Annotated in this window: 25 protein-coding genes; 6 read left to right on the plus strand and 19 right to left on the minus strand. The window is 70.9% G+C overall.

Features of this window, described 5'->3' with window-relative positions; genetic code table 11:
* Positions 1-23: 23 nt before the first annotated feature.
* Positions 24-440, plus strand: a complete 417-nt coding sequence (locus F8178_RS09430; protein ID WP_317494336.1) for a PPOX class F420-dependent oxidoreductase — start codon at positions 24-26, stop codon at positions 438-440.
* 7 nt (positions 441-447) lie between these two features.
* Here the strand turns inward: F8178_RS09430 and priA are convergent, their stop codons facing one another.
* The 5 genes from priA to F8178_RS09455 form a co-directional block, all read right to left on the minus strand.
* Positions 448-1,179 carry a bifunctional 1-(5-phosphoribosyl)-5-((5-phosphoribosylamino)methylideneamino)imidazole-4-carboxamide isomerase/phosphoribosylanthranilate isomerase PriA gene (gene priA / locus F8178_RS09435; RefSeq protein WP_317494337.1) on the minus strand — a complete coding sequence of 244 codons (732 nt, stop codon included), beginning with the start codon at positions 1,177-1,179 and terminating at the stop codon, positions 448-450.
* 129 nt (positions 1,180-1,308) lie between these two features.
* On the minus strand, positions 1,309-1,929 hold the full coding sequence (gene hisH / locus F8178_RS09440; RefSeq protein WP_317494575.1) for an imidazole glycerol phosphate synthase subunit HisH: 621 nt from the start codon (positions 1,927-1,929) through the stop codon (positions 1,309-1,311).
* Positions 1,930-1,940: 11 nt separating this feature from the next.
* Positions 1,941-3,128, minus strand: coding sequence for an MFS transporter (locus F8178_RS09445; protein ID WP_317494338.1), 1,188 nt, complete (start codon positions 3,126-3,128; stop codon positions 1,941-1,943).
* A 74-nt stretch (positions 3,129-3,202) separates the two neighbouring features.
* Positions 3,203-4,162 (minus strand): transketolase, encoded by a 960-nt coding sequence (locus F8178_RS09450; RefSeq protein ID WP_317494339.1) that lies wholly within the window; start codon positions 4,160-4,162, stop codon positions 3,203-3,205.
* Complete coding sequence (locus tag F8178_RS09455) at positions 4,159-4,863, minus strand: transketolase (RefSeq protein WP_317494340.1); 705 nt, start codon at positions 4,861-4,863, stop codon at positions 4,159-4,161. Before F8178_RS09455 ends, F8178_RS09450 begins: the two co-directional genes overlap by 4 nt.
* Before the next feature lie 54 nt (positions 4,864-4,917).
* Between F8178_RS09455 and soxR the strand changes: the two genes are divergently transcribed.
* Positions 4,918-5,379: a redox-sensitive transcriptional activator SoxR gene (soxR, locus tag F8178_RS09460; RefSeq protein WP_317494341.1), complete on the plus strand. Its 462-nt coding sequence runs from the start codon at positions 4,918-4,920 to the stop codon at positions 5,377-5,379.
* 34 nt (positions 5,380-5,413) lie between these two features.
* Here the strand turns inward: soxR and F8178_RS09465 are convergent, their stop codons facing one another.
* From F8178_RS09465 to hisD, 5 genes are all read right to left on the minus strand, one after another.
* A complete protein-coding gene (locus F8178_RS09465; RefSeq protein WP_317494342.1) occupies positions 5,414-5,560 on the minus strand; it encodes a hypothetical protein in 147 nt (48 codons plus the stop codon).
* A gap of 65 nt (positions 5,561-5,625) precedes the next feature.
* Complete coding sequence (gene hisB, locus F8178_RS09470) at positions 5,626-6,225, minus strand: imidazoleglycerol-phosphate dehydratase HisB (RefSeq protein ID WP_317494343.1); 600 nt, start codon at positions 6,223-6,225, stop codon at positions 5,626-5,628.
* A gap of 85 nt (positions 6,226-6,310) precedes the next feature.
* On the minus strand, positions 6,311-7,447 hold the full coding sequence (locus F8178_RS09475) for a histidinol-phosphate transaminase (RefSeq protein WP_317494344.1): 1,137 nt from the start codon (positions 7,445-7,447) through the stop codon (positions 6,311-6,313).
* Between the two features lie 72 nt (positions 7,448-7,519).
* Complete coding sequence (locus F8178_RS09480) at positions 7,520-8,668, minus strand: aminotransferase class V-fold PLP-dependent enzyme (protein WP_317494345.1); 1,149 nt, start codon at positions 8,666-8,668, stop codon at positions 7,520-7,522.
* A 15-nt stretch (positions 8,669-8,683) separates the two neighbouring features.
* Positions 8,684-10,009 carry a histidinol dehydrogenase gene (gene hisD, locus F8178_RS09485; protein ID WP_317494346.1) on the minus strand — a complete coding sequence of 442 codons (1,326 nt, stop codon included), beginning with the start codon at positions 10,007-10,009 and terminating at the stop codon, positions 8,684-8,686.
* Positions 10,010-10,058: 49 nt separating this feature from the next.
* Between hisD and F8178_RS09490 the strand changes: the two genes are divergently transcribed.
* Positions 10,059-10,937, plus strand: coding sequence for a carbon-nitrogen hydrolase family protein (locus tag F8178_RS09490; protein ID WP_317494347.1), 879 nt, complete (start codon positions 10,059-10,061; stop codon positions 10,935-10,937).
* Here F8178_RS09490 and nadC read toward each other — a convergent pair.
* Genes nadC through nadA form a run of 3 tightly spaced genes read right to left on the minus strand, consistent with a single transcriptional unit; the run spans position 10,891 to position 14,527 of the window.
* A complete protein-coding gene (gene nadC / locus F8178_RS09495) occupies positions 10,891-11,793 on the minus strand; it encodes a carboxylating nicotinate-nucleotide diphosphorylase (RefSeq protein ID WP_317494348.1) in 903 nt (300 codons plus the stop codon). The two genes, F8178_RS09490 and nadC, sit on opposite strands and share 47 nt — an antisense overlap.
* Entirely contained in the window at positions 11,790-13,511 is a 1,722-nt protein-coding gene (gene nadB / locus F8178_RS09500; RefSeq protein ID WP_317494349.1) for an L-aspartate oxidase, read from the minus strand. Before nadB ends, nadC begins: the two co-directional genes overlap by 4 nt.
* Positions 13,508-14,527: a quinolinate synthase NadA gene (nadA, locus tag F8178_RS09505; RefSeq protein WP_317494350.1), complete on the minus strand. Its 1,020-nt coding sequence runs from the start codon at positions 14,525-14,527 to the stop codon at positions 13,508-13,510. Before nadA ends, nadB begins: the two co-directional genes overlap by 4 nt.
* Before the next feature lie 149 nt (positions 14,528-14,676).
* On the opposite strand from nadA, the gene F8178_RS09510 reads away from it, so the two are divergent.
* Positions 14,677-15,312 (plus strand): NUDIX domain-containing protein, encoded by a 636-nt coding sequence (locus tag F8178_RS09510; RefSeq protein ID WP_317494576.1) that lies wholly within the window; start codon positions 14,677-14,679, stop codon positions 15,310-15,312.
* A gap of 18 nt (positions 15,313-15,330) precedes the next feature.
* Here the strand turns inward: F8178_RS09510 and F8178_RS09515 are convergent, their stop codons facing one another.
* The 5 genes from F8178_RS09515 to F8178_RS09540 all read right to left on the minus strand — a co-directional run bounded on the left by F8178_RS09515 (position 15,331) and on the right by F8178_RS09540 (position 20,683).
* Positions 15,331-16,404, minus strand: a complete 1,074-nt coding sequence (locus F8178_RS09515) for a M48 family metallopeptidase (RefSeq protein ID WP_317494351.1) — start codon at positions 16,402-16,404, stop codon at positions 15,331-15,333.
* A gap of 82 nt (positions 16,405-16,486) precedes the next feature.
* Positions 16,487-17,083: a DUF2567 domain-containing protein gene (locus F8178_RS09520; protein ID WP_317494352.1), complete on the minus strand. Its 597-nt coding sequence runs from the start codon at positions 17,081-17,083 to the stop codon at positions 16,487-16,489.
* A gap of 284 nt (positions 17,084-17,367) precedes the next feature.
* Positions 17,368-18,405, minus strand: coding sequence for a biotin synthase BioB (gene bioB / locus F8178_RS09530; RefSeq protein ID WP_317494354.1), 1,038 nt, complete (start codon positions 18,403-18,405; stop codon positions 17,368-17,370).
* Between the two features lie 170 nt (positions 18,406-18,575).
* Complete coding sequence (gene bioD, locus F8178_RS09535; protein ID WP_317494355.1) at positions 18,576-19,295, minus strand: dethiobiotin synthase; 720 nt, start codon at positions 19,293-19,295, stop codon at positions 18,576-18,578.
* Between the two features lie 107 nt (positions 19,296-19,402).
* Positions 19,403-20,683: an adenosylmethionine--8-amino-7-oxononanoate transaminase gene (locus F8178_RS09540; RefSeq protein ID WP_317494356.1), complete on the minus strand. Its 1,281-nt coding sequence runs from the start codon at positions 20,681-20,683 to the stop codon at positions 19,403-19,405.
* A 132-nt stretch (positions 20,684-20,815) separates the two neighbouring features.
* On the opposite strand from F8178_RS09540, the gene F8178_RS09545 reads away from it, so the two are divergent.
* Positions 20,816-21,181: a hypothetical protein gene (locus F8178_RS09545; RefSeq protein WP_317494357.1), complete on the plus strand. Its 366-nt coding sequence runs from the start codon at positions 20,816-20,818 to the stop codon at positions 21,179-21,181.
* Positions 21,174-21,617 carry a hypothetical protein gene (locus F8178_RS09550; RefSeq protein ID WP_317494358.1) on the plus strand — a complete coding sequence of 148 codons (444 nt, stop codon included), beginning with the start codon at positions 21,174-21,176 and terminating at the stop codon, positions 21,615-21,617. The genes F8178_RS09545 and F8178_RS09550 overlap by 8 nt, the downstream gene beginning before the upstream one ends.
* A 4-nt stretch (positions 21,618-21,621) precedes the next feature.
* Here the strand turns inward: F8178_RS09550 and F8178_RS09555 are convergent, their stop codons facing one another.
* Positions 21,622-22,788 (minus strand): glycosyltransferase family 4 protein, encoded by a 1,167-nt coding sequence (locus tag F8178_RS09555; protein WP_317494359.1) that lies wholly within the window; start codon positions 22,786-22,788, stop codon positions 21,622-21,624.
* Positions 22,789-22,807: the final 19 nt, after the last annotated feature.

Consider the following 22,807-nt stretch of genomic DNA (forward strand, 5'->3'; position numbering starts at 1 on the left):
AAGGGGCCACTATGCTCGAGGTCATGTCGACGGAGCTGGAGCGCCTCGGGAACGAGAAGTACGTGCGGCTGACGACCTTCCGCCGCGACGGTCGGGCGGTGCCCACTCCCGTCTGGGTCGCCATAGGTGAGAGCGCGTTGCTGGTGTGGACGCCACGCGACAGCGGCAAGGTCAAGCGCATCCGCGCGGGTAGCCCGGTCGAGGTGACCGCCTGCGACGCCAGGGGCTCGCGGACGTGGGGTTCGGCGGTGGCAGGCACCGCCCGCCTGCTCGACGAGCGGGAATCCGATGAGGTGCGCGCCGCGATCCGCGCGAAGTACGGGCTGCTCGGCACGATCGGCGTCTACGGCAGCATGCTGCGCGGCGGCAAGCAGCGCACGATCGGGATCGCGATCAGCCTTGACGGTGCGGGCACCGGCGACGACGCGGAAGGCCCGTGACCGGCCGTCACCGGACGGCGGCCAGCGCCTCGGGCAGCGTGAAGGCCCCTGAGTAGAGCGCCTTACCCACGATCGCGCCCTCCACCCCGTCGGGTTCGAGCCGGGACAGGTCGACGAGGTCCTGCACGGTCGACACCCCGCCCGAGGCGATCACCGCGGCGTCGGTGCGCGCGGTGACCTCCCGCAGCAGTTCGAGGTTGGGGCCGTGCAACGTACCGTCTTTACTCACGTCGGTGACCACGTACCGCTCGGCCCCGTCCAGGTCAAGGCGCTCCAGGGTCTCCCACAGGTCACCGCCGTCGGCGGTCCAGCCGCGAGCGGACAGCCGGTGCCCGGCCTCCGAGATACGCACGTCGAGGCCGATGGCGACGCGGTCCCCGTGACGCGCGATGACCTTCGCGGTCCAGTCGGGGTCTTCCAACGCCGCGGTGCCCAGGTTGATCCTCCGGGCTCCGGTGGCCAGCGCAGCCTCAAGCGAAGCGTCGTCCCGGATACCACCGGAGAGCTCGACATGCACGTCCAGCGCTCCGACCACCTCGGCGAGCAACTCGCTGTTGGAGCCCCGCCCGAACGCCGCGTCCAAGTCGACGAGGTGGATCCACTCGGCTCCGTCCCGCTGCCAGGCCAGCGCGGCCTCCAGCGGGGAACCATAGCGTGTCTCGGTGCCGGCTTCGCCCCTGACCAGGCGCACGGCCTGGCCATCGGCGACATCCACTGCGGGAAGCAAGGTCAATGTCACGCCCCAACCCTATAGAGCCCACCCCGGCACTCCCGACGGGTGGGTGCGACTCCGCACCGGCGGGGTGAGAGCCGAAGGACTCCTTCGGTACCGCATACGTACCCGAGGAGACATTCGGCTCGCACCCCGCTACAAGGTGGCGAGCCAGTTGCGGAGCAGCTGTGCCCCGGCGTCGCCGGACTTCTCCGGGTGGAACTGGGTGGCGCACAGCGGGCCGTTCTCCACGGCGGCGATGAAGTCCTCGCCGTGATGTGCCCACGTGATCAGCGGTTGCCTGTCGGGCAGCCCGGATTCCAGTTGCCAGTCGCGCGCGGCGTAGGAGTGCACGAAGTAGAAGCGGGTGTCGGCATCCAGGCCCGCGAACAAGGCCGAGCCTTCTGGCGGGCGTACCGTGTTCCATCCCATGTGCGGCAGCACGTCCGCCTGGAGCCGGTCCACCACGCCCGGCCATTCGGCGATGCCTTCGCTCTCGATGCCGTGCTCGATGCCGCGCTCGAACAGGATCTGCATGCCCACGCAGATCCCCAGCACCGGGCGCGCCCCGGCCAGCCGCTTGCCGATGAGCTTGTGGCCACCGACACGGCGTAGCCCGTCGGCGCAGGCGGAGAACGCACCCACCCCGGGCACCACCAACCCGTCGGCGTCGACCGCGACCTTAGGGTCGGACGTGACCTCCACCTCTGCTCCGGCGCGCTGCACCGCCCGTTCCGCAGAACGCAGGTTTCCCGAGCCGTAATCCAGAATCACCACACGAGGCACGCCTACGAGCGTACTGGCCGCATCCGTTGCGGCCACGCCGCGGGCAGCAGGAGCAGCCCGAGCACCGCGAGCAGGCCGAACGCGACCGGGTAGCCGGTAACGGCGACCACCGCACCAACGGCCACCGCCCCGGCCCCTTGCCCGGCGTCGAAGGCGATGTTCCAGGCCACGCTGGCCCGCGCGGCCGAGACCCTGCCGAACATCACCACCAGGGCTTCGTTCTGGATCGCACCGAACCCGGCACCGTAAAGCGCCACGCAGGTCACGCCGAGCGCCATCGCCGCCGCCGTCGTACCGGCCGCGCCGATGGCGAGCCCCGCGAGGCCGGCCACAGTGGCCAGGAGCCCGACGACCAGTAGCCTGCCCGCGCCGAGCACGCGGTCGCTGTAGATACCAGCCAGCCATCGCCCGCCGAGCGCGGTCGCCGCCACCAGCAGCAGCGCCAGCGAACCCACCATGGCCGATTCGACGAACACCAGCGGGAGGAACGTCACCAGCGCGCCGAACGCGAGCGACCCGGACAACATCACCAGCCAGGGCCGCCAGACAGCACGTGCCGCACCCGCGGCGCCACCCGCGGGTCGCTCGCGCCTGGCCGGTGTGGCGGGCAACAAGGCGAGTGGGAGGATCGCCAGCAGGGGCAGCGTGGCACCGGCGAGGAACACCACGGCGAACCCGGCGTGTTGCGCTACCCAGGTACTGGCAGGCAACCCGACCAGCAGCGGGATGCCGACGGCAAGGCCGTACAGCCCGGAACCGCGACCGAGCATGCCGCGCGGCAGCAGCTCGGCGATCAGCGCGCTGCCGCACACCGTGACGAACCCGAACCCGATCCCACGCGCGAAGGAGATCGCCAACACCGGTTCCCAACCGGTGGACACGATCAGCAGCGGGGCGGGCGCGCCGAGGAACACCGCGCCCGCGATCGCCGTCGCCCGGTAGCCGAAGCGGCGCACCAGTGCGGGCATCGCCAGCTGTGCGAGCACGGTGCTCGCCATGAACACCCCGGTCGCCGCGCCGGCGGCGAGTTCCCCGGAGCCGCGCGTGACCACCCATAGCGGCACGACCGCGACCAGCAAGGAGAACCCGAAGAACATCCCGGCCGAGGCGACGAGTAACGCCAGGAACGGCCTGCTGCGCAAGGGCGAGCCGCTCACCGGCGGTGATGTGCTGTGGTCGGTGGTCGACACCCAACCTTTGTACCCGCTCACCTGCCGGGGGCGCCGGTCGGCCGGCGGCCTGTCCACACCCCGTCCGGGAGGCTTCAGCCGGGCCGGAAAAACAGGGTCAGGGAGCGCTCCAGCCCTTCGGCGTCCAGCCCGTGCGCCGCGTCGTGGTCCTCGGGCGTGCCATACAACCGCACCTCCTCGTCCCGGCGGGTTCCCAGCGTCAGCAGGCGGTGCGGCACGTCCCGCAATGCCTCGCCTGCGCAGTGGGCGGACGTTCCCGCCAGGTACGGTTCGACGAGCGCGACCGCCGCCCCTTCCGCCGACTCCACCGCAGCGCGCAACCGCGCTGCGGGGAACGGGCGCACGGTGGCGGTGTAGAGCACGGTCACTCCCAGCCCTCGCGTGGCCCGCAGTGTCGCGTCCAGCGTCGGCCCCACGGCCAGCACCACCCCCCTGCTGCCCCGCCGCACCACGGTGGTCTCGCCCGCCGGATGCGCCGAGGCGTTCTCCCGCGCGGACAGTCGGATGTACACCGAACGGTCGTCGCCAAGGGCGCTGAGGGCACCGTGCAGCAGGGCGCGGACCTTCTCCTGGTGTCCCGGCACGTGTACCGACCACCCGGGAATGCTGTCGATGAGCGAGACGTCGGCGTGCGACTGATGCGTACGCCCCGCTGCCGCCATGTCGTAGGACCCGCCGCTCGACACCAGCACAGCCCCGACGCCCTGGTGGGTCAGGTCGAGCTTGACCTGTTCGTAGGCTCGTTCGACGAGGAAGGGCGGGAAGGTGTGCACCACAGGACGCATCCCCGCCAGCGCCAGCCCACCCGCGACTCCGACCATCGCCTGTTCCCGGATGCCCACATCGATCACCCGGTCCGGGTGGCGGCGGCGGGCCGGGGCGAACTGCGCGACGCTGATCGCCGCCAGCACCACAGCCAGCCGGTCGTCGCCATCCATCGCCTCGGAGACGGTCGCGACGAACCTCTCCCGCATCGACGACGCCGTGGGGGTGAACGGCACCCCAGCCGTTTCGGTCCATGCCGGTTGCGTCATGGCGTCTCGCCCTCCTTCCGGACCAGCGCCGTCACCGCGAGCGGACTGCCCGCATGGGGCGCGGTGAACGCCTCGGTCAGCTTGTCGTGGTCCCGGCCGTCCACGGTGCGGGTGGCCCAGCCCTCGACCTCGAATCGACACCCGATCCCGCCCGGCCAACCGTGGGTCGACGAAGCGTTGTCGATGACCACGGCGGTCAGCTGCTCCACCCCCAGCCGTCCGGCCAGCGCGATCGCCTCGTGGGTGGAGCCTTCCTCGAGTTCGCCGTCGCCGAGCAGCACCACCACCGCGGGACGGGTGCGCCGCTGCGCGCGCAGGCCAAGGGCGGTTCCGAGCCCCAGAGCCAGCCCGTGCCCGAGCGATCCGCTGCTGATCTCCACGCCGGGCACACGTTGCCGGTCAGGATGGAAGCCGAGCCGCGATCCCGCCGAGGTCCACCCGGCGAGCTCGGCGGGATCGATGAACCCTTTCGCCGCGAGCACGGCGTAGTAGGCCATCGGGCCGTGCCCTTTGGACAGGTAGAACCGGTCGCGCTCGGGATCGCCAATCCGCTCGGGCGAGACCGCGAGCACGCGATCGTAGAGCACCCAGAGCACATCCAGTGTGGACGTCGCGGCGGCACTGTGTTTCTCGTCCCCGGTCATCAGGCTCATGAGCCGGGACAGCTCGGCCGGGCCGGTCGGTGTGGTCGTCGTAGCCATGACACACAGCGTGCGACTTCGACTTAACGTGAAGTCAAGGGTAGGCTAGCGGCCATGTCACCGACGGCGGACAGGCTCACCATCGGGCAGCTCGCCGAGCGTAGCGGCGTTCCCACCACCGCGTTGCGGTTCTACGAACAGCGCGGGTTGATCTCCGCGGAGCGCACCGGGGGGAACCAGCGCCGCTACGCCCGATCGACGCTGCGGCGGGGCGCCCTCATCCCGGCGGCGCAACGGATTGGGCTGAGCCTCGAGGAGATCCGAAACGCGCTGGACACGCTGCCCGACGACCGCGCTCCCACCAAGGCCGACTGGACGCGCCTGTCCACGCAGTGGCGCGCCGAGCTGGACGCGCGCATCGACGCGCTGCAACGGCTACGCGACAACCTCACCGGCTGCATCGGCTGTGGCTGCCTTTCGCTGCGCTCGTGCGCGCTGCACAACGCCGGTGATGCGATGGCCGCGCACGGCCCCGGCGCATCGGGACTGGCACCGGCCGCCGAGGACGGCCGCTGAACGATAGCGCGCGGCTGCTACCGCCGCGCCCCCGTCACAGCGAGAACCACCAGGCGGCAGCACCGCCCACCGCCAGCACCAGCCCGACAGCGAGCAGCATCGCCAGCCCTTTCGCCGTCTTCCACGTGCTGTAGACGCCCCCGGCGAGGAACCCAGCGAGCGCCAGCAACACGATGATCATCACTTCCTGGGACAGCGATCCTCACCCCTGTGCGTAGCCTCGTCCGATGTGGCGGTCGAGCCTACCTACAGCGCTCCCTTGGTCGACGGGATCCCCCCGATGCGCGGGTCCGCCTCCGTCGCTGCGCGCAGCGCCCGTGCCACGGCCTTGTACTGTGCCTCCGCGATGTGGTGCGGATCCCTGCCGTGCAGCACGCGGAGGTGCAGCGCGATCCCGGCGTGGTAGGACAGCGACTCGAACACGTGCTTGGTCAGCACGAACGGGTAGTTGCCCCCGATGGTGAAGGCCTCGAAACGCTCCGGTTCCCCGAGCTGCACGCAGTACGGCCTGCCCGAGACATCGATCGCGGCGTGGGCCAGCGTCTCGTCCATCGGCACCCAGGCGTCGCCGAAACGCCGGATCCCTTGCTTGTCGCCCAGCGCCTCGCGGATTGCCGCGCCGAGCACGATCGCGGTGTCCTCCACCGTGTGGTGCGCGTCGACGTGCACGTCGCCGTCGGCGTGTACCCGGAGGTCGAGCGCGCCGTGGACGCCGAAGGAGGTGAGCATGTGGTCGTAGAACGGCACACCGGTGGCGACCTCGACCGCCCCCGTTCCGTCGAGGTCGAGCTCGACCTCGATCCGCGACTCACTGGTGCTGCGCTCTACCTTGCCGATACGGCCCACGCTGTCCGCTCCTTCGTCCGGGTGCCGATTTTACATCCGGAACTGAACGTGGCCTCCGTGCCATCTAGGGCACCCGATGTCACGTTCAGCTCCACCCTGCATGCTCCGATCCCGCCAGGGCCGTGCTCGCGGCGAGGAAGGCGTCGTTCTCTTCCGGGGTGCCGATCGTCACGCGGAGGTGCCCGGCGATCCCGACGTCCCTGATCAGCACTCCGTGGTCGACGTAGGACGACCACGCCCGATGGGCGTCGGTGAAGCGGCCGAACAGCACGAAGTTGGCGTCGCTCGGTACCACGTCGAATCCCATATCGGACAGTGACCGGCTGACGCGATCCCGTTCGGCCGCGAGCGTGGCCACCGACTCCAACGTGGCGGCACGGTGTGCCAGCGCGGCACGCGCGGCCGCCTGGGTCAGTACCGACAGGTGGTACGGCAGCCGCACCAGCTGCAGCGCGTCAACCACCGCGGGAGCGGCCGCGAGGTAGCCGAGCCTGCCGCCCGCGAAGGCGAAGGCCTTGCTCATGGTCCGCGACACGATCAGCTTGGTGGGGAACTCGTCGAGCAGCTCGACGCTGCTCGGTTGCGAGGAGAACTCTGCGTACGCCTCATCGACTACCACGATCCCCGGCGCGACCCGCAGCAGCTCCCGCAGCCCGGCAACCGGTACCGAGCAGCCGGTGGGGTTGTTCGGGCTGGTCACGAACAGCACATCAGGGCTCAGGCGGGTCACCGCGTCCACGGCGGCCTCGACGTCCAGGGTGAAATCCTCGCGACGCGGCTCGGCCACCCACTCGGTGCGGGTGCCCGCCGCGATGATCGGGTGCATCGAATACGACGGCACGAACCCCAGCGCCGTGCGTCCCGGCCCGCCGAAGGCCTGCAGTACCTGCTGCAGGATCTCGTTCGACCCGTTCGCCGCCCAGATCTGCCGCAGGCTCAACGCCACACCCGTGGCCTCGCTGAGATACCCAGCCAGGTCCTCGCGCAGCGCCTCCGCGTCCCTGTCGGGGTAGCGGTGCAGCGTGCCCGCGATCCGTCCCGCCGCGGCCGTGACGTCGGCCACCAGACCCTCCGGTGGTGGGAACGGGTTCTCGTTGGTGTTCAACCGGACGGCGACGTCCAGCTGCGGGGCACCGTAAGGGCTGCGCCCGCGCAAGTCCTCCCGCAGCGGCAGGTCATCCAGCGTCACCGCATCCGCCCCGTCGACCCTGTCTGCGCTCATCACCGTCCTCGAGCTCGCTCTCCACCACTCGCGCCAGCCGGCCGGCGGCACGTCCCCCAGCGTACGGCGCCGCTAGCCGGTGAGCTCGGCCACCCGGCGCACCGCGCTGTCGAGCTGCCCGTACCCGACGAAGTAGTGCGGGGACGCGCGGACCACCGCCTGGAGTCCCCGACGGGGCAGGTCGAACCGGCTCGAGGCCGCCGTGCTGACCGTCACCGCCACACCCCGCTGCCACAACCGATCCCGCACCCGTTCCGGCGCGACGCCGTCGACGGTGAAGGTCACGATGCCGCAGCGGCGCGCACCGGGATCATGCACCCGCACGCCGGGCAGTGCGGCCAGCCGTTCCCGCAGGTAGGCACCGCGGTCGCGCACGGCGCGGGCGACCGCGTCCACTCCGAGGCCGCGCAGGTACTGCGCCGCTCGCAGCAGGCCGAGACGCTCGGCCACCCCCGATTCCCAGAGCTCGAACACGCGGGCGTCGTCCCGCAGCCGGTAGCGGCGCTGACTCACCCACCGCGCGCCGGCGTGGTCGACCAACCGCGGCCGCAACCGTTCCAGCACCGCGCGCCGCACGGCGAGGAAACCGGTACCCCGCGGGCCGCGCAGCCACTTGCGCCCGGTGCCCGAGAGCATGTCCACGCCCAGCTCGTCCATCCGCACCGGTAGCTGGCCGACGGACTGGCAGGCATCGAGCAGCACGAGCGCGCCCGCGCGGTGCGCCGCAGCCGTGATCTCGGTAACCGGGTTGACCAGCCCGCTGGAGGTGGGCACGTGCACCACCGAGACGAGCGCGACCCGGTCGTCGAGCCGCTCGGCGAGCGCGGTCACGTCGAACTGCCCGTCGCTGTCGGACGGCACCACGTCCACGCTGATCCCCGCGCGCTCGGCCAGCCGCAGCAGCGCGACCGCGTTGGCGGCGTACTCCGACTCCCCGACCAGTACCCGATCACCCTGCCGGAACGGGACCGCATCGAGCAGGCCCAGCCACGACCGGGTGGCGCTGTCGGTGAGCGCCACCTCGTCGGGTTGGCAACCGAGTAACCCGGCCAGCGTGGTGTAGCACGCCTCGAGGTCGGCCGACCGTTCCTCGGCCGCGCGGTACCCGCCGATCTCGGCTTCCCGGTGCAGGTGGGCCGTCACGGCCTCCAGCACCGGACCGGGCGGCAGCGACGAACCCGCACTGTCGAGGAACACCCCGCTGGTTCCGGCCGTAGCCACCGACGCCACGCCCGGTCAGGCACCACGGTGCGGGAAGCGCGCACGCACGGCTTCGCCGTGCGCCGGGAGGTCCTCCACCTCGGCGAGGGTGACGACGTGGTCGGCGACCTCGCGCAGCGCCTCGGCGCTGTAGTCCACCACGTGGATGCCGCGCAGGAAGCTGGCCACCGACAGGCCCGAGGAGTGCCGGGCCGAACCGCCGGTCGGCAGCACGTGATTGGAACCCGCGCAGTAGTCGCCCAGCGAAACGGGGGCGTACGGCCCCACGAAGATCGCCCCGGCGTTGCGGACGCGACCGGCGATCTCGCGCGCCGCCTCGGTATGGATCTCCAGGTGCTCGGCGGCATAGGCGTCGACCACCCGCACGCCGTCAGCGAGGTCGTTGACCAGCACCGTGCCGGACTGCGGGCCCCGCAACGCCGCGTCGATGCGTTCGTGGTGCCGGGTCGCGGGAACCCGCTCGGCGAGTTCCGCGTCGACCGCGTCCGCGAGCTGTTCCGACGGCGTGACCAGCACGCTCGCCGCAGCCGGGTCGTGCTCGGCCTGGCTGATCAGGTCGGTGGCCACGTAACCGGGATCGGCGGTGTCGTCGGCGAGCACGGCGATCTCGGTGGTACCCGCCTCCGAGTCGATACCGATGACCCCTTGCAGGGTCCGCTTGGCGGCGGTGACGTACACGTTTCCGGGACCGGTCACCATGTCCACCGGGGCGAGTACCTCCCCCGAGGTGTCGGTGCCGCCGTGCGCCAGCAATGCAACGGCCTGCGCCCCGCCGACGGCCCAAACCTCGTCCACGCCGAGCAACGCCGCGGCCGCCAGCGTGGTCGGGTGAGGCAGGCCGCCGAACTCGGCCTGTGGCGGGGTGCACAGCACCACCGAATCCACCCCGGCCTCCTGGGCGGGCACGGCGTTCATCACCACGCTCGAGGGGTAGGCCGCCAACCCGCCGGGAGCGTAGAGGCCGACCCGCTCAACGGGGACCCACCGCTCGGTGACGGTGCCACCGCCGACCACGTCCGTTGTGACGTCGGCGGGACGCTGATCCGCGTGCACCCGCCGTGCTCTGGCGATGGATTCCTCCAGCGCCGCCCGCACCGGAGCGGCGAGGGCGGCCAACGCCCGGTCGAGCTCGCCCGCCGGGACGCGCACCGCCTCCGGCCGGACACCGTCGAACCGCTCGGTGTAATCGAGGGCGGCGGCGACCCCTCGCTTGGCCACGTCGGCGACCAGCGGGCGCACCGCGTGCAACGCGTCGTCCACGTTGAGCTCGGCGCGGGGCAGCCGCGCGCGCAGCTCCCCGAGTGGCGGGAGCGAGCCGCGTAGGTCGGTGCGTTCGAGCATGTCTCCACCTTAATGTGGAGAAAGATCCAACCGACCGGGAGGCCCGCGCATGCCCCGCATCGCACTGTGGCAGTTCACCGCCAGCGACGACCCCGCCGTCAACCTCGACCACGTCCGCTCCGGGGTGGCCGCGGCCCGTGCCGAAGGCGCGCGGGTCGTGATGTTTCCCGAAGCGACCATGGCGCGGTTCGGCACCCGACTGGCGGCGCTGGCCGAGCCGCTCGACGGGCCATGGGCGAGCGAGGTCGCCGCGATCGCCGACCGGGCAGGGGTGGTGGTGATCGCGGGCATGTTCACCCCGGCTGAGGCCGACCGGGTGTACAACACGCTGCTGGTCACCGGGCAGGGGCAGCACACCGCGTATCACAAAATCCACCTCTACGACGCGTTCGGGTTCTTCGAATCGCGGACCGTGGCGCGCGGCGCGCAGCCGCTCACCGTGGACGTCGCAGGCATCCGCCTCGGCCTGGCCACCTGCTACGACGTGCGCTTTCCCGAGCTGTTCCAGGCACTGGCCGACCGCGGTGCCACCGCGATCGCGGTACCGGCCTCCTGGGGGGCAGGCCAGGGCAAGCGGGAGCAGTGGGAGCTACTGGTCCGCGCCCGCGCGCTCGACTCGGGCTGCTGGGTGGCCGGCTGCGGCCAGGCCGATCCCGCAGCCAGCGGCATCGAGGTGTCCGGCAAGGCCCCGACCGGAATCGGCCATTCCCTGGTCGCCGATCCGTTCGGCCGGGTCCACGATTCCCTCGACGCCGGTCCCGGCATGCTGCTGGTCGACATCGACGACGAGCTCGCCCACAGCTCCCGCCGTGCCACTGGAGTGCTGGCCAACCGCGTACTTGGCGCTCAGGCAGGCGATGGCGTCGCACCGAGGCCCGGGGTCACGTCAGATCCATCCCCAGATCCAGCGCAGGAGCCGAGTGGGTGAGCGCCCCGACCGCCAGGTAGTCCACCCCGGTGGCGGCATACTCGCCGGCACGGTCCAGCCCGAGCCCTCCCGAGGCTTCCAGCCAGGTTCCCGGCGACATCGCGTCCCTGCGCCGGACCGCCTCCGCGCACGCCTCGACGGGGAAGTTGTCCAGCAGTACCTCGTCGGCACCGGCGTCGAGGGCCTCGCCCAGTTGGTCGAGGTTATCGACTTCCACCTCGCAGGCCAGCCCAGGAGCGCGTCGCCTCGCCGCCGCCAGCGCCGCGCCGACCGAGCCCGAGGCGTGCACGTGGTTGTCCTTGATCAGCACCGCGTCGCCGAGACTCATGCGGTGGTTGCAGCCACCTCCGGCCCGTACCGCGTACTTCTGTAACGAGCGCAGCCCGGGAAGCGTCTTGCGGGAGTCCCGGATGCGGCAGCCCGTACCGGCCACCGCAGTCACCCATGCCGCGGTGGCCGTGGCGATTCCGGACAGGTGGCACAGCAGGTTCAGCGCGGTGCGCTCGGCGGTGAGCAAGCCCCGTACGGGTCCGCGCACCACAAGGGCGGCCTGCCCGGCCGCCAGCGAGCCACCCTCGTCGTGCCGCGCGAGCACCCGCACGTCCTCCCCCAGCACGGCGTCCAGCACCGCCAGCGCCACTGGCACTCCGGCGAGCACCCCGCTCGCGCGGGCGGCGAACCGGGCGGTGGCGGTAGCCTCGGCGGGCACCGTCGCCCGTGTGGTGGCATCGGGCCCGTCACGCAGGTCCTCGTCGAGCGCGGTACGTACCAGCCGCCCGACCTCGTGGGGATCCAGGCCGCACCCGCGCAGTAGCGTCGCGGTGTCACCGTCGCGGCCGGTTACCCCACCGGTCATGCCGCGACCCCGATAGCCGAAACGGGGCCGGTGACTTCCGGAGTACCTTCCCGGGTCAGGCGGACGCACTGGCTGTACCGCCATCGCGCGTCGTCGCGGCCGGCCCGGTCGGTGCGCACGTGCGACCCGCGCGACTCGGTCCGGGCCACGGCCGCTGCCACCAGCGCCCGCGCCACCAGCGTCAGCGCGGCGTCCTCCACGTCGCGGTGGCTATGCCACCCGCTGGGCACGCGCGCCGACTCGATGGTCCCGGCCAGCGCGTCCAACCCCGCATCGTCACGCCCGATCGCGGCATAGCGGCTCATCGCGCGTTGCAAGGCCGCCCGGTCCATCCGGGTGACCGGCACCTCAGGCAGCGAAGCCTGCGACGTTCGGGACGGCACGGCCGGACCGGCGTGGCCGCGCCGGGCGGTCGCCCGATCGGCGGCCACCGCCTCGGCCGCCCGTTCCCCGACGACCAGGCCCTCGAGCAGGCTGTTGGAAGCCAGCCGGTTCGCGCCGTGCATACCGGTGCGCGCCACCTCCCCCGCGGCGTACAGCCCGGGAACCTCGGTCCGGCCCTGCGGTGTGGCCACCACCCCACCGCAGGCGAAGTGCGCAGCCGGGGCCACCGGGATCGGCTCGCGCACCGGGTCCACCCCTGCCGCGCGGCACGCCGCGTGCACCGTGGGGAAGCGGCGCGGGAAGTCCCGGATACCAGTGGCGTCGAGGAATACGTGGTCGTCCACGCCACCGGGAGCACGGGCCAGGTGCCGAGTGATCGTGGCGGAGACCACGTCACGCGGCGCCAGGTCCGCCTGCGGGTGTGCCCTTGCCATGACCCGGTGGCCCGTGACGTCCACCAGCACACCGCCCTCACCGCGAACGGCTTCGGTGACCAGCGGGCACCGGCCGGTTGCCCCCGGTGTGTACAGCACCGTGGGGTGGAACTGCACGAACTCCAGGTCGGCCGCCGCCGCCCCGGCGCGCATCGCCAGCGCGAGCCCATCTCCGGTGGCGATCTCCGGATTGGAGCTGGCCAGGTAGAGCTGCCCGAACCCCCCGGTGGCCACCAGCGCGGCCTGCGCGCGCACCACGCCCCTACGCCCGCGGTGGTCCAGCACGCACACACCTGCGATCGCGCCCGATTGGTCGAGCATGGCATCGGCGGCGATGTGCCGTTCGAGCACCGGAACCCCGGTTCGGGCGGCGTCCTCGACCAATGCCCGCTGCACTTCGGCCCCGGTGGCATCGCCGCCCGCATGGATCACCCGGAACGCCGAATGCCCGCCCTCGCGGGTTCGTGCCAGCGCAGACCTGGACCCGGTGTGCCGGTCACCGCTGGCGGTATCGAACACCGCGCCCCTGGCGCGGAGCCGTTCCACCGCAGCCGCTCCCCCGCTGATCACCGATCGCACCGCGCTCGCCTCGCACAGCCCGACGCCGGCCGCCACCGTGTCGGCCACGTGCCGCTCCACCGAATCGGGCGTAGCGCCGGTGTCGCCGTCACGGCCGCCGAGCACGACCGCCAGGCCTCCCTGCGCCCAGCGCGTGTTGCTGTCGGTCACCGTGGCCTTGGTCAGCACCAATGTGCGCAGGCCGAGTTCGTGCGCCCGCAGCGCGGCGCTCAGCCCGGCCACACCGGTACCGATCACCACTAGGTCGGCGTCGGCTTCCCACACCGCTTCGTGCGGTGTTTTCGACTGCCCGTCGTTAACCGGGGTGGGCGGAACACTCATTCGCCGCCACCCGGCTGCCCGATCGCGATCATGCGACGCACCGACTCCCTGGCGCGTTCGGCGGTTCGCTCGGCCACGTCCACCTCGTCGACACCGTGTCGCAGCGCGCGCAGCAGCGCGGCAGGAGTGATCATCTTCATGTAGCGGCAGGAGGCCCTGTCGTTGACGGCACGGAAGTCCACCTCGGGAGCGGCCTTGCGCAACTGGTGGAGCATCCCCACCTCGGTGGCCACCAGCACGGAATCCGAGCTCGCCTGGCGCGCGTGCTTGACCATGTCTCCTGTGGACAGGATCTTGACCCGGTCCTCAGGGACGGTGCCGTCACCCGCGAGATAGAGCGCCGAGGTGGCGCAGCCGCACTCCGGGTGGATGAACAGCTCGGCGTCGGGGTTCTCCGCGCAGCGCTCGGCGAGTTCCTGCCCGTTGATGCCAGCGTGCACGTGGCACTCCCCCGCCCAGATGTGGAGGTTCTGCCTGCCGGTCTCGCGCTTGACGTGCGCGCCGAGGAACTGATCCGGGCAGAACAGCACCTCCCGGTCCTCCGGAACCGACCGGACCACATCCACCGCATTCGAGGAGGTGCAGCAGATATCCGTCTCCGCCTTCACCTCCGCCGTCGTGTTCACATAGGACACAACGACTGACCCGGGATGCGCGGCCTTCCACTCGCGCAGGTCCTCCGCAGTGATCGAGTCAGCCAGCGAGCACCCCGCACGCGCGTCCGGGATCAGCACCGTCTTGTCCGGGCTGAGGATCTTCGCGGTCTCCGCCATGAAGTGCACGCCGCAGAAGACGATCGTGGCCGCGTCGGCCTCCGCGGCGATCCGCGACAGCGCCAGCGAGTCCCCGACGTGATCGGCGACCTCCTGGATCTCGGGGATCTGGTAGTTGTGCGCGAGCAACACGGCGTCGCGCTGGGCCGCCAACCTGCGCACCTCGTCGAACCAGGCATCGTCCGCGGCCACTCCCGTATAGGGTGCGGTTTCGCCTTCGGAGCGAACCAGTGTCTCTGTCATCGCCGTCCCTCCTCGTGCGGCGCGATCCCATGCCTGCCGAGCGTGGCCGCTTTACGACGCTCAGTTTTAGCCTTAGGATCGAAAACGTGCGTAGCCATCTTAACACCGACACCCGGGTGGCACACGAGGTGCTGTGTGTTGTGCTACAGGTGCGGTCGGACACCCTGCAGGTTCTCCTCTGGCGCCGCGCGCTGGAACCTCATCTCGGCCGGTGGTCACTGCCGGGTGGCAGGCTACGCCCTGACGAGGACGTCGAGACCTCCATCCGGAGGCAGCTCGCGGAGAAGGTCGACCTGCGCAACGTACGGCATGTCGAGCAGCTGGCGGTCTTCAGCGCTCCCGACCGGGTGCCCGGTCCGCGCGTGATCGGCACAGCCTTCCTTGGCCTGGCACCCTCCGACGTCGATCCGGCCGTACCGGAGGACACCACCTGGCATCCGGTCGCCGACCTGCCACGCATGGCATTCGACCACGGTGCCATCACGCTGCGAGCCCGTGACCGGCTCCGTTCCAAACTCAGCTACACCAACATCGGCTTCGCCCTCGCCCCCGACATCTTCACCATCTCCGCGCTGCGCAAGCTGTACTCGGCGGCACTCGGCTACCGCGTCTCGGCGACGAACCTGCAACGCGTGCTGTCGCGCCGGGGCGCGCTGATTCCCACCGGGGACACGGTCGCACCGGGCCGGACGGGCGGCAGACCAGCCGCGCTGTTCCGCTTCGCGCAACACGGCATGCAGGTCACCGACCCGTTCGCGGTGTTCCGGCCACCCGCCGAACGGTGATCCGACGGACCGGGATCCTCACGAACCGCCGCCGGTCCCCTCGTCGCGCGCATCGCCTTCCTCGCCGGTACGCCGCCGCGAGCCGACGCGATCCCACACCTTGCCCGCCACGCCGGAGACGGCATTGCCGACATCGGTGAAAACCTTCGACAGCGGGTCCGCCGACGAGGTGAACGCCTCCTTGTAGGAGCGGGCTGCGGCAGCCATGTCGTCGGTCCATTCCGGCTGTTCCTCGTCGGCGTCCCGGCGGGGGTAGTGACCGGCCAGGATGTCGCGGTACTCCGGCGAGTTCGCCCACTGCTGGAGCTGAGCGGCCCGCACCACGGCCAGCGGGTGCGACAGGTGCTCGACGTTGCGGAGCTTGTGGATGCTGTCGCGGATGTCCTCTACGCCCTCGTACTCGCTCGCCTGCTCGAGGAACGAGGGGATATCCACCTCATCGGGATCGAGGCCGCCTGCCAGCATGACGTGCACCCGCAACGCGGCCTCCGGATCCTGGCCGCACAACAGCCCGGCCCGGTCGCAGGAGAGCTCGGCCTTGCGGTACCACTCGAACAGCGCCGCGATGATCGCGCGCAGTCCCAGCGCGCTCACCGGCATCCACCCCACGGCCGTCTGCAGGCTGAGCAGGCGGTGCAGGATCGTGCGGTACACCGCGTGCCCGGAGAGGACATGCCCCATCTCGTGCCCGACGACGAACCGCAATCCCGCATTGTCGAGCTTGTCGAGCATGCCGGTCGTCAGCACGATGAACGGCTCGTCGAGCCCCAACGTGTATGCGGCCATATCGGGCGACCGTGCCACGAAAACCTTGGGGACACGTTCGAGATCCAGCGTGTCCGCGCATTCGTTGCGGATGCGGTCGATCTCCGGGTACTGCTGTGGCCCGACGCGGATCATCGACGAGAGCGCCATCATGCGCTCACCACGCTCGACGAAGAACCCCGATACGGTCCTGATCACCTCGGCGAATCCCGGTACCGACCGCAGCACCCCGAGCGCTCCCCTGTCCACCGGGTGCTCGTAGGCGCGCGGGCTGATCCCCGGGAAGCGTACCCGCCTGCCCGATCGTTCCGGCTTCTCGTCCGACACCGCTACCTCCGGTTCCTCGCGCCCCCACCGCCAGCCTACGTACCGTGATACGGCCAAGGCACCCCCGAGGGAATGCCGATGCTCAGCCGAGCCGCCTGCCCAGGTCGTCGGTGCCGTTCCACGCCGCGAGCAAGCCGTAGGTCAGTGCCGTGGCGAAGGGTTGGGCGACGAGCACCCATGGGGTATCGAGCTGCGGCGCCTCGGTCACCACATCGCCCACCTCGGGGGGCTCGGTGATCTCGTACATGCCGCCGACGAACGCCTCCCCCATCAGGCTCGCTAGCCATGCCGCGAGCAGTGACCCCGCGACCGCCGCGATCATGATCACCGGTCCCCGCCGTTCCCGCAACAGCCACACCAGCACACCGATGACGATGCCCGCGCCGAGTCCGAACAGCGCGAAGATGACCAGCGCGTCGAACTGGTGCCAGCTCTCCAGCTCGGTCGGCACGAGCGAACCGTCCGGCAGGACCTGGGAACGCTGCGGCGGGGCGAGCTGCGCCCACAACCAGCCGAGGGGGATGCCGATCAGCCCGACCATGGACAGCACGGACACGGCGGGCAGCAAGTCGGCCTTGATCACCACTTTGGACCGTTCGCGCTGCGGGGGCACCGGAACCGGAAGGTACGGCGATCCGGTGCGTCCGGAGTCCTCCTCGTCCACCTGCGGACCGGGCACGCTCGACCTCCGGGTTCTGCGCCTCGCTTGTCCCTGGCAGGCTAGCGCGTCCGGCTACGCGGGCTGTGACGGGCTGCGGGTTTCCCCGTGCCTGCTGCACCGGGCCGCCCATCCGTTCGGCGTGATCTGCACGATCATCCGACGGGCGCACTGCGCGCAGAAGCGGGGCGGCTCCAGCGCCGTTCGCGCGTTCCGGCAGGCGGACCTGTCGCACTCGCCTGCGACCTTGCCGCAGTGTACGCAGTAGGACTCGGCCACAACACGCTCTCCTGCTTCGTCGGGCCCTACAGCGTGTCGTTGAGGGCTTTGATAGGCATCTGGAGGTCGTCCAGCATGGTCAGGTCACGCTGGGCGGGGCGGCCGAGGTTGGTGAGGTAGTTGCCCACGATGATGGCGTTGATGCCGCCGAGCATGCCCTGCTCGGCACCGAGGTCGCCGAGAGTGAGCTCGCGACCGCCCGCAAAGCGCAGCATGGTGCGCGGCAGCGCCAGCCGGAAGGCCGCCACGATCCGCAGCGCCTGCGGCCCCTCGATGGGCTCGTAGTGCTCGTAGGGCGTGCCCGGCTGCGGGATCAGGAAGTTCATCGGCACCTCGTGCGGATCCAGCTCGGCCAGCTGCACCGCGAACTCGGCCCGCTGCTCGTCGGTCTCGCCCATCCCCACGATGCCGCCGCAGCACACCTCCATGCCGGCGTCACGCACCAGCTGCAACGTCTCCCACCGCTCCTGCCAGGTGTGGGTGGTGACCACGTTCGGGAAATGCGACCGGGCCGTCTCCAAGTTGTGGTTGTAGCGGTGCACCCCCATCTCCGCCAGCTCATCGACCTGCTCGGCGGTGAGCATCCCCAGCGAGCAGGCGATGTTGATGTCATTGCCCGACTCCCGGATCGCGGCGATCCCCTGGCGTACCTGATCCATCAGCCTGCGGTCCGGCCCGCGCACCGCGGCCACGATGCAGAACTCCGTCGCCCCCGTCTCGGCCGTCTCCGCCGCCGCGGTCACCAGGCCGGGGATATCCAGCCACGCCGACCGCACCGGGGTGGCGAACAGCCCGGACTGCGAGCAGAAGTGACAGTCCTCCGGGCACCCGCCTGTCTTGACGCTGACGATGCCCTCGACCTCTACTTCCGGGCCGCACCAGCGCATCCGAACCTCGTGGGCCAGCCCGAGCAGCTCCTGCAGCCGCCCTTCCGGCAACCGCAGCACCCGCAACACCTGATCCTGCGACAGCCCTTCCCCGCGCTCGAGCACCTGCTCACGCGCGACAGCGAGGATGTCCTCATCGGCGGTGGTCGGTTCGACCTGCTGCGTCGCTGCGGTCACGAATACTCCTAACGTCGGCTGCGACAGGCGTGCACACCCACGGGCATCGTAGCCCGGCGGGGCGAAGGGCATACCGCCGCACCACGGCCGCGCGGGCAGGTCACGGCGGCTGCCGTGCACGCTACTAGGGGCGCCCCGCCTGCACAGCGAGCAACATCACGTTCGCGTGGTCAGGTTCTCGCGGAGTCGCCGCGGAATCGCACCGCGTCGAACTCACCACCGAACCTGGGCGAGAGTCCCCTGCGTGCCGCCGCGAGGAACTCGGGGGCCTGCGCGTCGCTCAACTCCTCGTCCAACGCCCCCAGCAGCGGCGCGCCCGCCACCTCCGGTAAGTCGACCAGGTTGCACCGTTCGGCCAGGCCCGGCTCGCGCGGCCAGGCGCCGATGACCACCCCGGCGACGTCCACGCCACGGCGCGTGGCGACCTCGGCGGTCAGCGCGGTGGCGTTCAGCGTTCCCAGCGCGGCCCGGGCCACGATCACCAGCGGCGCGCCGAGCGACCACGCCACGTCGGCGAGCGTGCCGCCGTCCGGCCCGAACCGCACAAGCAGCCCCCCTGCCCCCTCGACAAGCACGTGATCGTGCGTCTCGGCGAGCCGTACGGCCTCCTCGGCGATCGCGCCAGGGGTGAGAGGTTCGAGCCCGCTGCGCCGTGCGGCGGCCTCCGGAGCGAGCGGTTCCGGGTAACGGCGGAGCTCGCTCGTGGTCACCTCGCCCGCGAAACGGCGGACCACGTCGAGGTCGCCCTCCTCGGTAGGCGCCACGCCCGTCTGCGCGGGCTTGAGCACCGCCACGCGGTGACCCTGCTCGCGGAGCATCGCCGCGATGGCGGCACACACCACGGTCTTGCCGACCCCGGTGTCCGTTCCGGTGATCACCAGCACGCTCACAAAGTTTCACTGTAGTACCGCAATCGGCGCCACCTGATCGCGGCACCGGCGGCGAGCGCCGAGGTGGACTCAGGCGGATTCGCACCAGTCAACGCCACGATCGGCTCTCATGCGCGCTCGGCGACCGCCGACATCGCGGTGGTGATCGCCGCCAGCTCGGTGTCGGTGGTGATGTACGGCGGCATCGCATAGACCATGTTCCGGAACGGCCGCAGCCACACCCCGTGACCGGTGGCGACCTCGGTCGCCACCGCCATGTCGACGTCGTGGTCCAGCTCGATCACCCCGATCGCCCCGAGCGTGCGCACCTCGCGCACGCCAGGCAACTCGACTGCCGCGGCCAGCCCGGACCGTAGACCCGCCTCGATCCTGGCCACCTGCGCGCTCCACTCGTTGTCGTGCAGCAACCCGATCGACGCGTTGGCCACCGACGAGGCCAGCGGGTTTCCCATGAAGGTCGGGCCGTGCGCCAGCACCGGCAGTTCGCCCCGCGAGATCCCCTCGGCGACCCGGGACGTGCACAGCGCGGCCGCCATGGTCAGGTACCCGGCGGTCAGCGCCTTGCCGAGGCATAGCACGTCCGGACTCACGCCTGCGTGGTCGGCCGCGAACAGCGCGCCGCTCCTACCAAAGCCGGTGGCGATCTCGTCGAAGATCAGCAGCACCTCGTGCTCGTCGGCGACCTCGCGCAGCACCCGCAGGTACTCCGGGTTGTGGAACCGCATGCCGCCCGCGCCCTGGACCACCGGCTCCACGATCACCGCGGCCAGCTCGTCGGCGTGCCGAGCGACCGCCTCGGCCAGCTCCCTGGTGTAGGCCTCGTCACAGGCGACGCCGAACCCAGACGGTGGTGGGGGCACGAAGATCTGTTCGGGCAGCACGCCGCGCCACAGCGAGTGCATCCCGCCCTCCGGATCGCACACGCTCATCGGGTGGAAGGTGTCCCCGTGATATCCGCTCCGCCAGGTGAGCAGCTTCTGCTTGGCTGGCTTACCCAGCGACCGCCAGTACTGCAGACACATCTTGATGGCGACCTCGACCGATACCGACCCCGAATCGCACAGGAACACGTGCTCCAGTGGTTCGGGGGTGAGCTCCACGAGGTTCGTGGCCAGCGCGATGGCGGGTTCGTGGGTGAGCCCGCCGAACATCACGTGGCTCATCCGACCTACCTGGTCATGCACGGCCTGGTCGAGCACCGGGTGCCGGTAACCGTGGATAGCAGCCCACCAGGAGGACATCCCATCGATGAGCTCGCGCCCGTCGGCGAGCCGCAACCGAACACCCTCGGCGGATTCCACCAGCAACGGCTCCACGGTGCCTGGCATCGGACCGTAGGGGTGCCATACGTGCCGGGTATCGAGCTCCAACAACCTGGCGCTGTCCATGCCTGTAGCCTATGAGTCGGCCACATCGCCTGGTACAGGCGGATCGGATCTCCGGAATCCAGTGCGGAGGTCCCGCGCGACCGAGCGCGTTACCGAGCCGAACGAACCATCCGGTGTGAAGGGATTCGCACGGTGCCCGAACTCCTGCCCAACGCCTTGACGATCGCGGCGCTACTGACCGCGGCATGGACCCTGATTCCCCTGGTGCGCGACCGCGGCCCTGACCGGATCCTGCTGGGTGCGCTCGCGCTGATCGAGATCGGGCTCATCGTCCTCGCCGTGCTGGGAATCGTCGCCCTGACCGGCACGGACCGGGAGATCGACACCCTGTCGTTCGTCGCCTACCTGATCGGAACGCTGTTCATCCTGCCCGTGGCCACCGCGTGGGCGCTGGCAGAACGCAGCAGGTGGGGAAACGCCGTGCTACTCATCGGCTGCCTGGCCATCCCGGTGATGATCCTGCGGATGAACCAGATCTGGGCGGGCGAGGGTGTCTGACGGTAAGGCCGGGGCAAGCGACAGGGCGGTGCGCCAGGCCACGCGCAGCGGACCCGGCCGGGTGCTGATCACCGTGTACGCGATCTTCGCGATCGGGGCCACCTCCCGGTCCGCGGTGCAGATCGCGACACGGTTCGAGGAGGCACCGCTGGCGTATCTACTGTCCGCGTTCGCAGCCGTCGTCTACGTGCTGGCCACCATCGCGCTGGCCAGGGGCGGTCTCACCTCGCGGACGATGGCCACCGTTTTCTGCCTTATCGAGCTGCTCGGGGTGCTGATCGTGGGAACAGCCAGCCTGCTGGTGCCCCAGGCGTTCCCGGATGCCACGGTGTGGTCGCACTTCGGCCGCGGCTACCTCTACATCCCGCTGGTGCTACCGGTGCTCGGCCTGTGGTGGCTCCGCCGCACAGCGCCACGTACCGGTACCGGCGCGTAGCCAGTCATGAGCGGTCGGGTGCGGCAGTGTCACCGAGCAGCATCGCGAGGCGTCCGGCGAACCGCTCCCAACGCCAGTGGTCGGTCACCCACCGGCGGCCCGCCTGACCCATGCTGCGCGCGCGTGCCGGATCCGCCAGCACACTCGCCAGCGTGTCGACGAGCTGGTGCCGGTCCCTGCCGTGTACCGCGTGCCCGGTGACCTCGTCGAGCACGGTCTCCGGCGCACCACCCGACTGCCCGGCCACCACAGGCAACCCGGTCGCCGAAGCCTCCAGGTAGACGATGCCGAGGCCTTCCACGTCGAGCCCGCAGGCGCGGGTCCGCGCAGGCATGGCGAACACGTCCCCGGCCGCATAGTAGGCAGGCAGCTCCTCCCACGGCACCGCTCCCGTCACGACGACGTGCGCGGCTATCCCGTGCCTGCCAGCCAACGACTCGATGCGGGCACGGTCGCGACCGTCACCGACGAGCAGCAGCGCCGTTTCCGGCACCCGGCGCCGCAGTTCCGGCAGGATCCGCACCAGCATGTCCTGGCCTTTACGCGGCACCAGCCGCGAGACGCACACCACGGTCGGGCGATCGCCGAGACCATGCCTGGCGCGGATGGTCTCGCGAGCGGCGCCGTCCGGGCGGAACCGCCCGGTATCTACACCGGACGGGAGGTACTCCAGCCCCGCCAACGGCCCGAACGCCCCGGCCAGCCGCCTGCGCGTGTAGTCACTGACGTAGGTCACGACATCGGTGGTGTTGCCCATCCTCCGCAGAGCCTGCCTGCCACCGGGGATCATCGACCAGCCGACCTCGTGCCCGTGCGTGCTGGCCACCACCCGCTCGACCCCCGTCCGGCGCAGCGCGGGCGCCAGGAGCGCGAGCGGGGCGGCCGCACCGAACCACACCGCCTCGATGCCGTATGCCCGCACCAGCTCGACCGCACGCCGCCGCACCGCAGCCGTGGGCAGCATCGGCGATCCGGGATGCCGCACCACCTCGAACGGTTGCCGCGCGTCGAACCGCGCCTGCGAGCCGGCTCCCGGCCAGGCACCGTCACCGGAGGGCGCGTACACCACCAGGTCCTCCGGCTCCAGGTGACGCGCCAGGCTGTGCAGGTAGGCCTGGATTCCGCCCGCGCGGGGTGGGAAGTCGTTGGTGACGAGCAGTGTTCGACGCACGGGACGAGGCTACCTACTC

It is taken from the genome of Haloechinothrix sp. LS1_15, assembly GCF_033042135.1.
In the GTDB taxonomy this organism is placed as follows: domain Bacteria; phylum Actinomycetota; class Actinomycetes; order Mycobacteriales; family Pseudonocardiaceae; genus Haloechinothrix.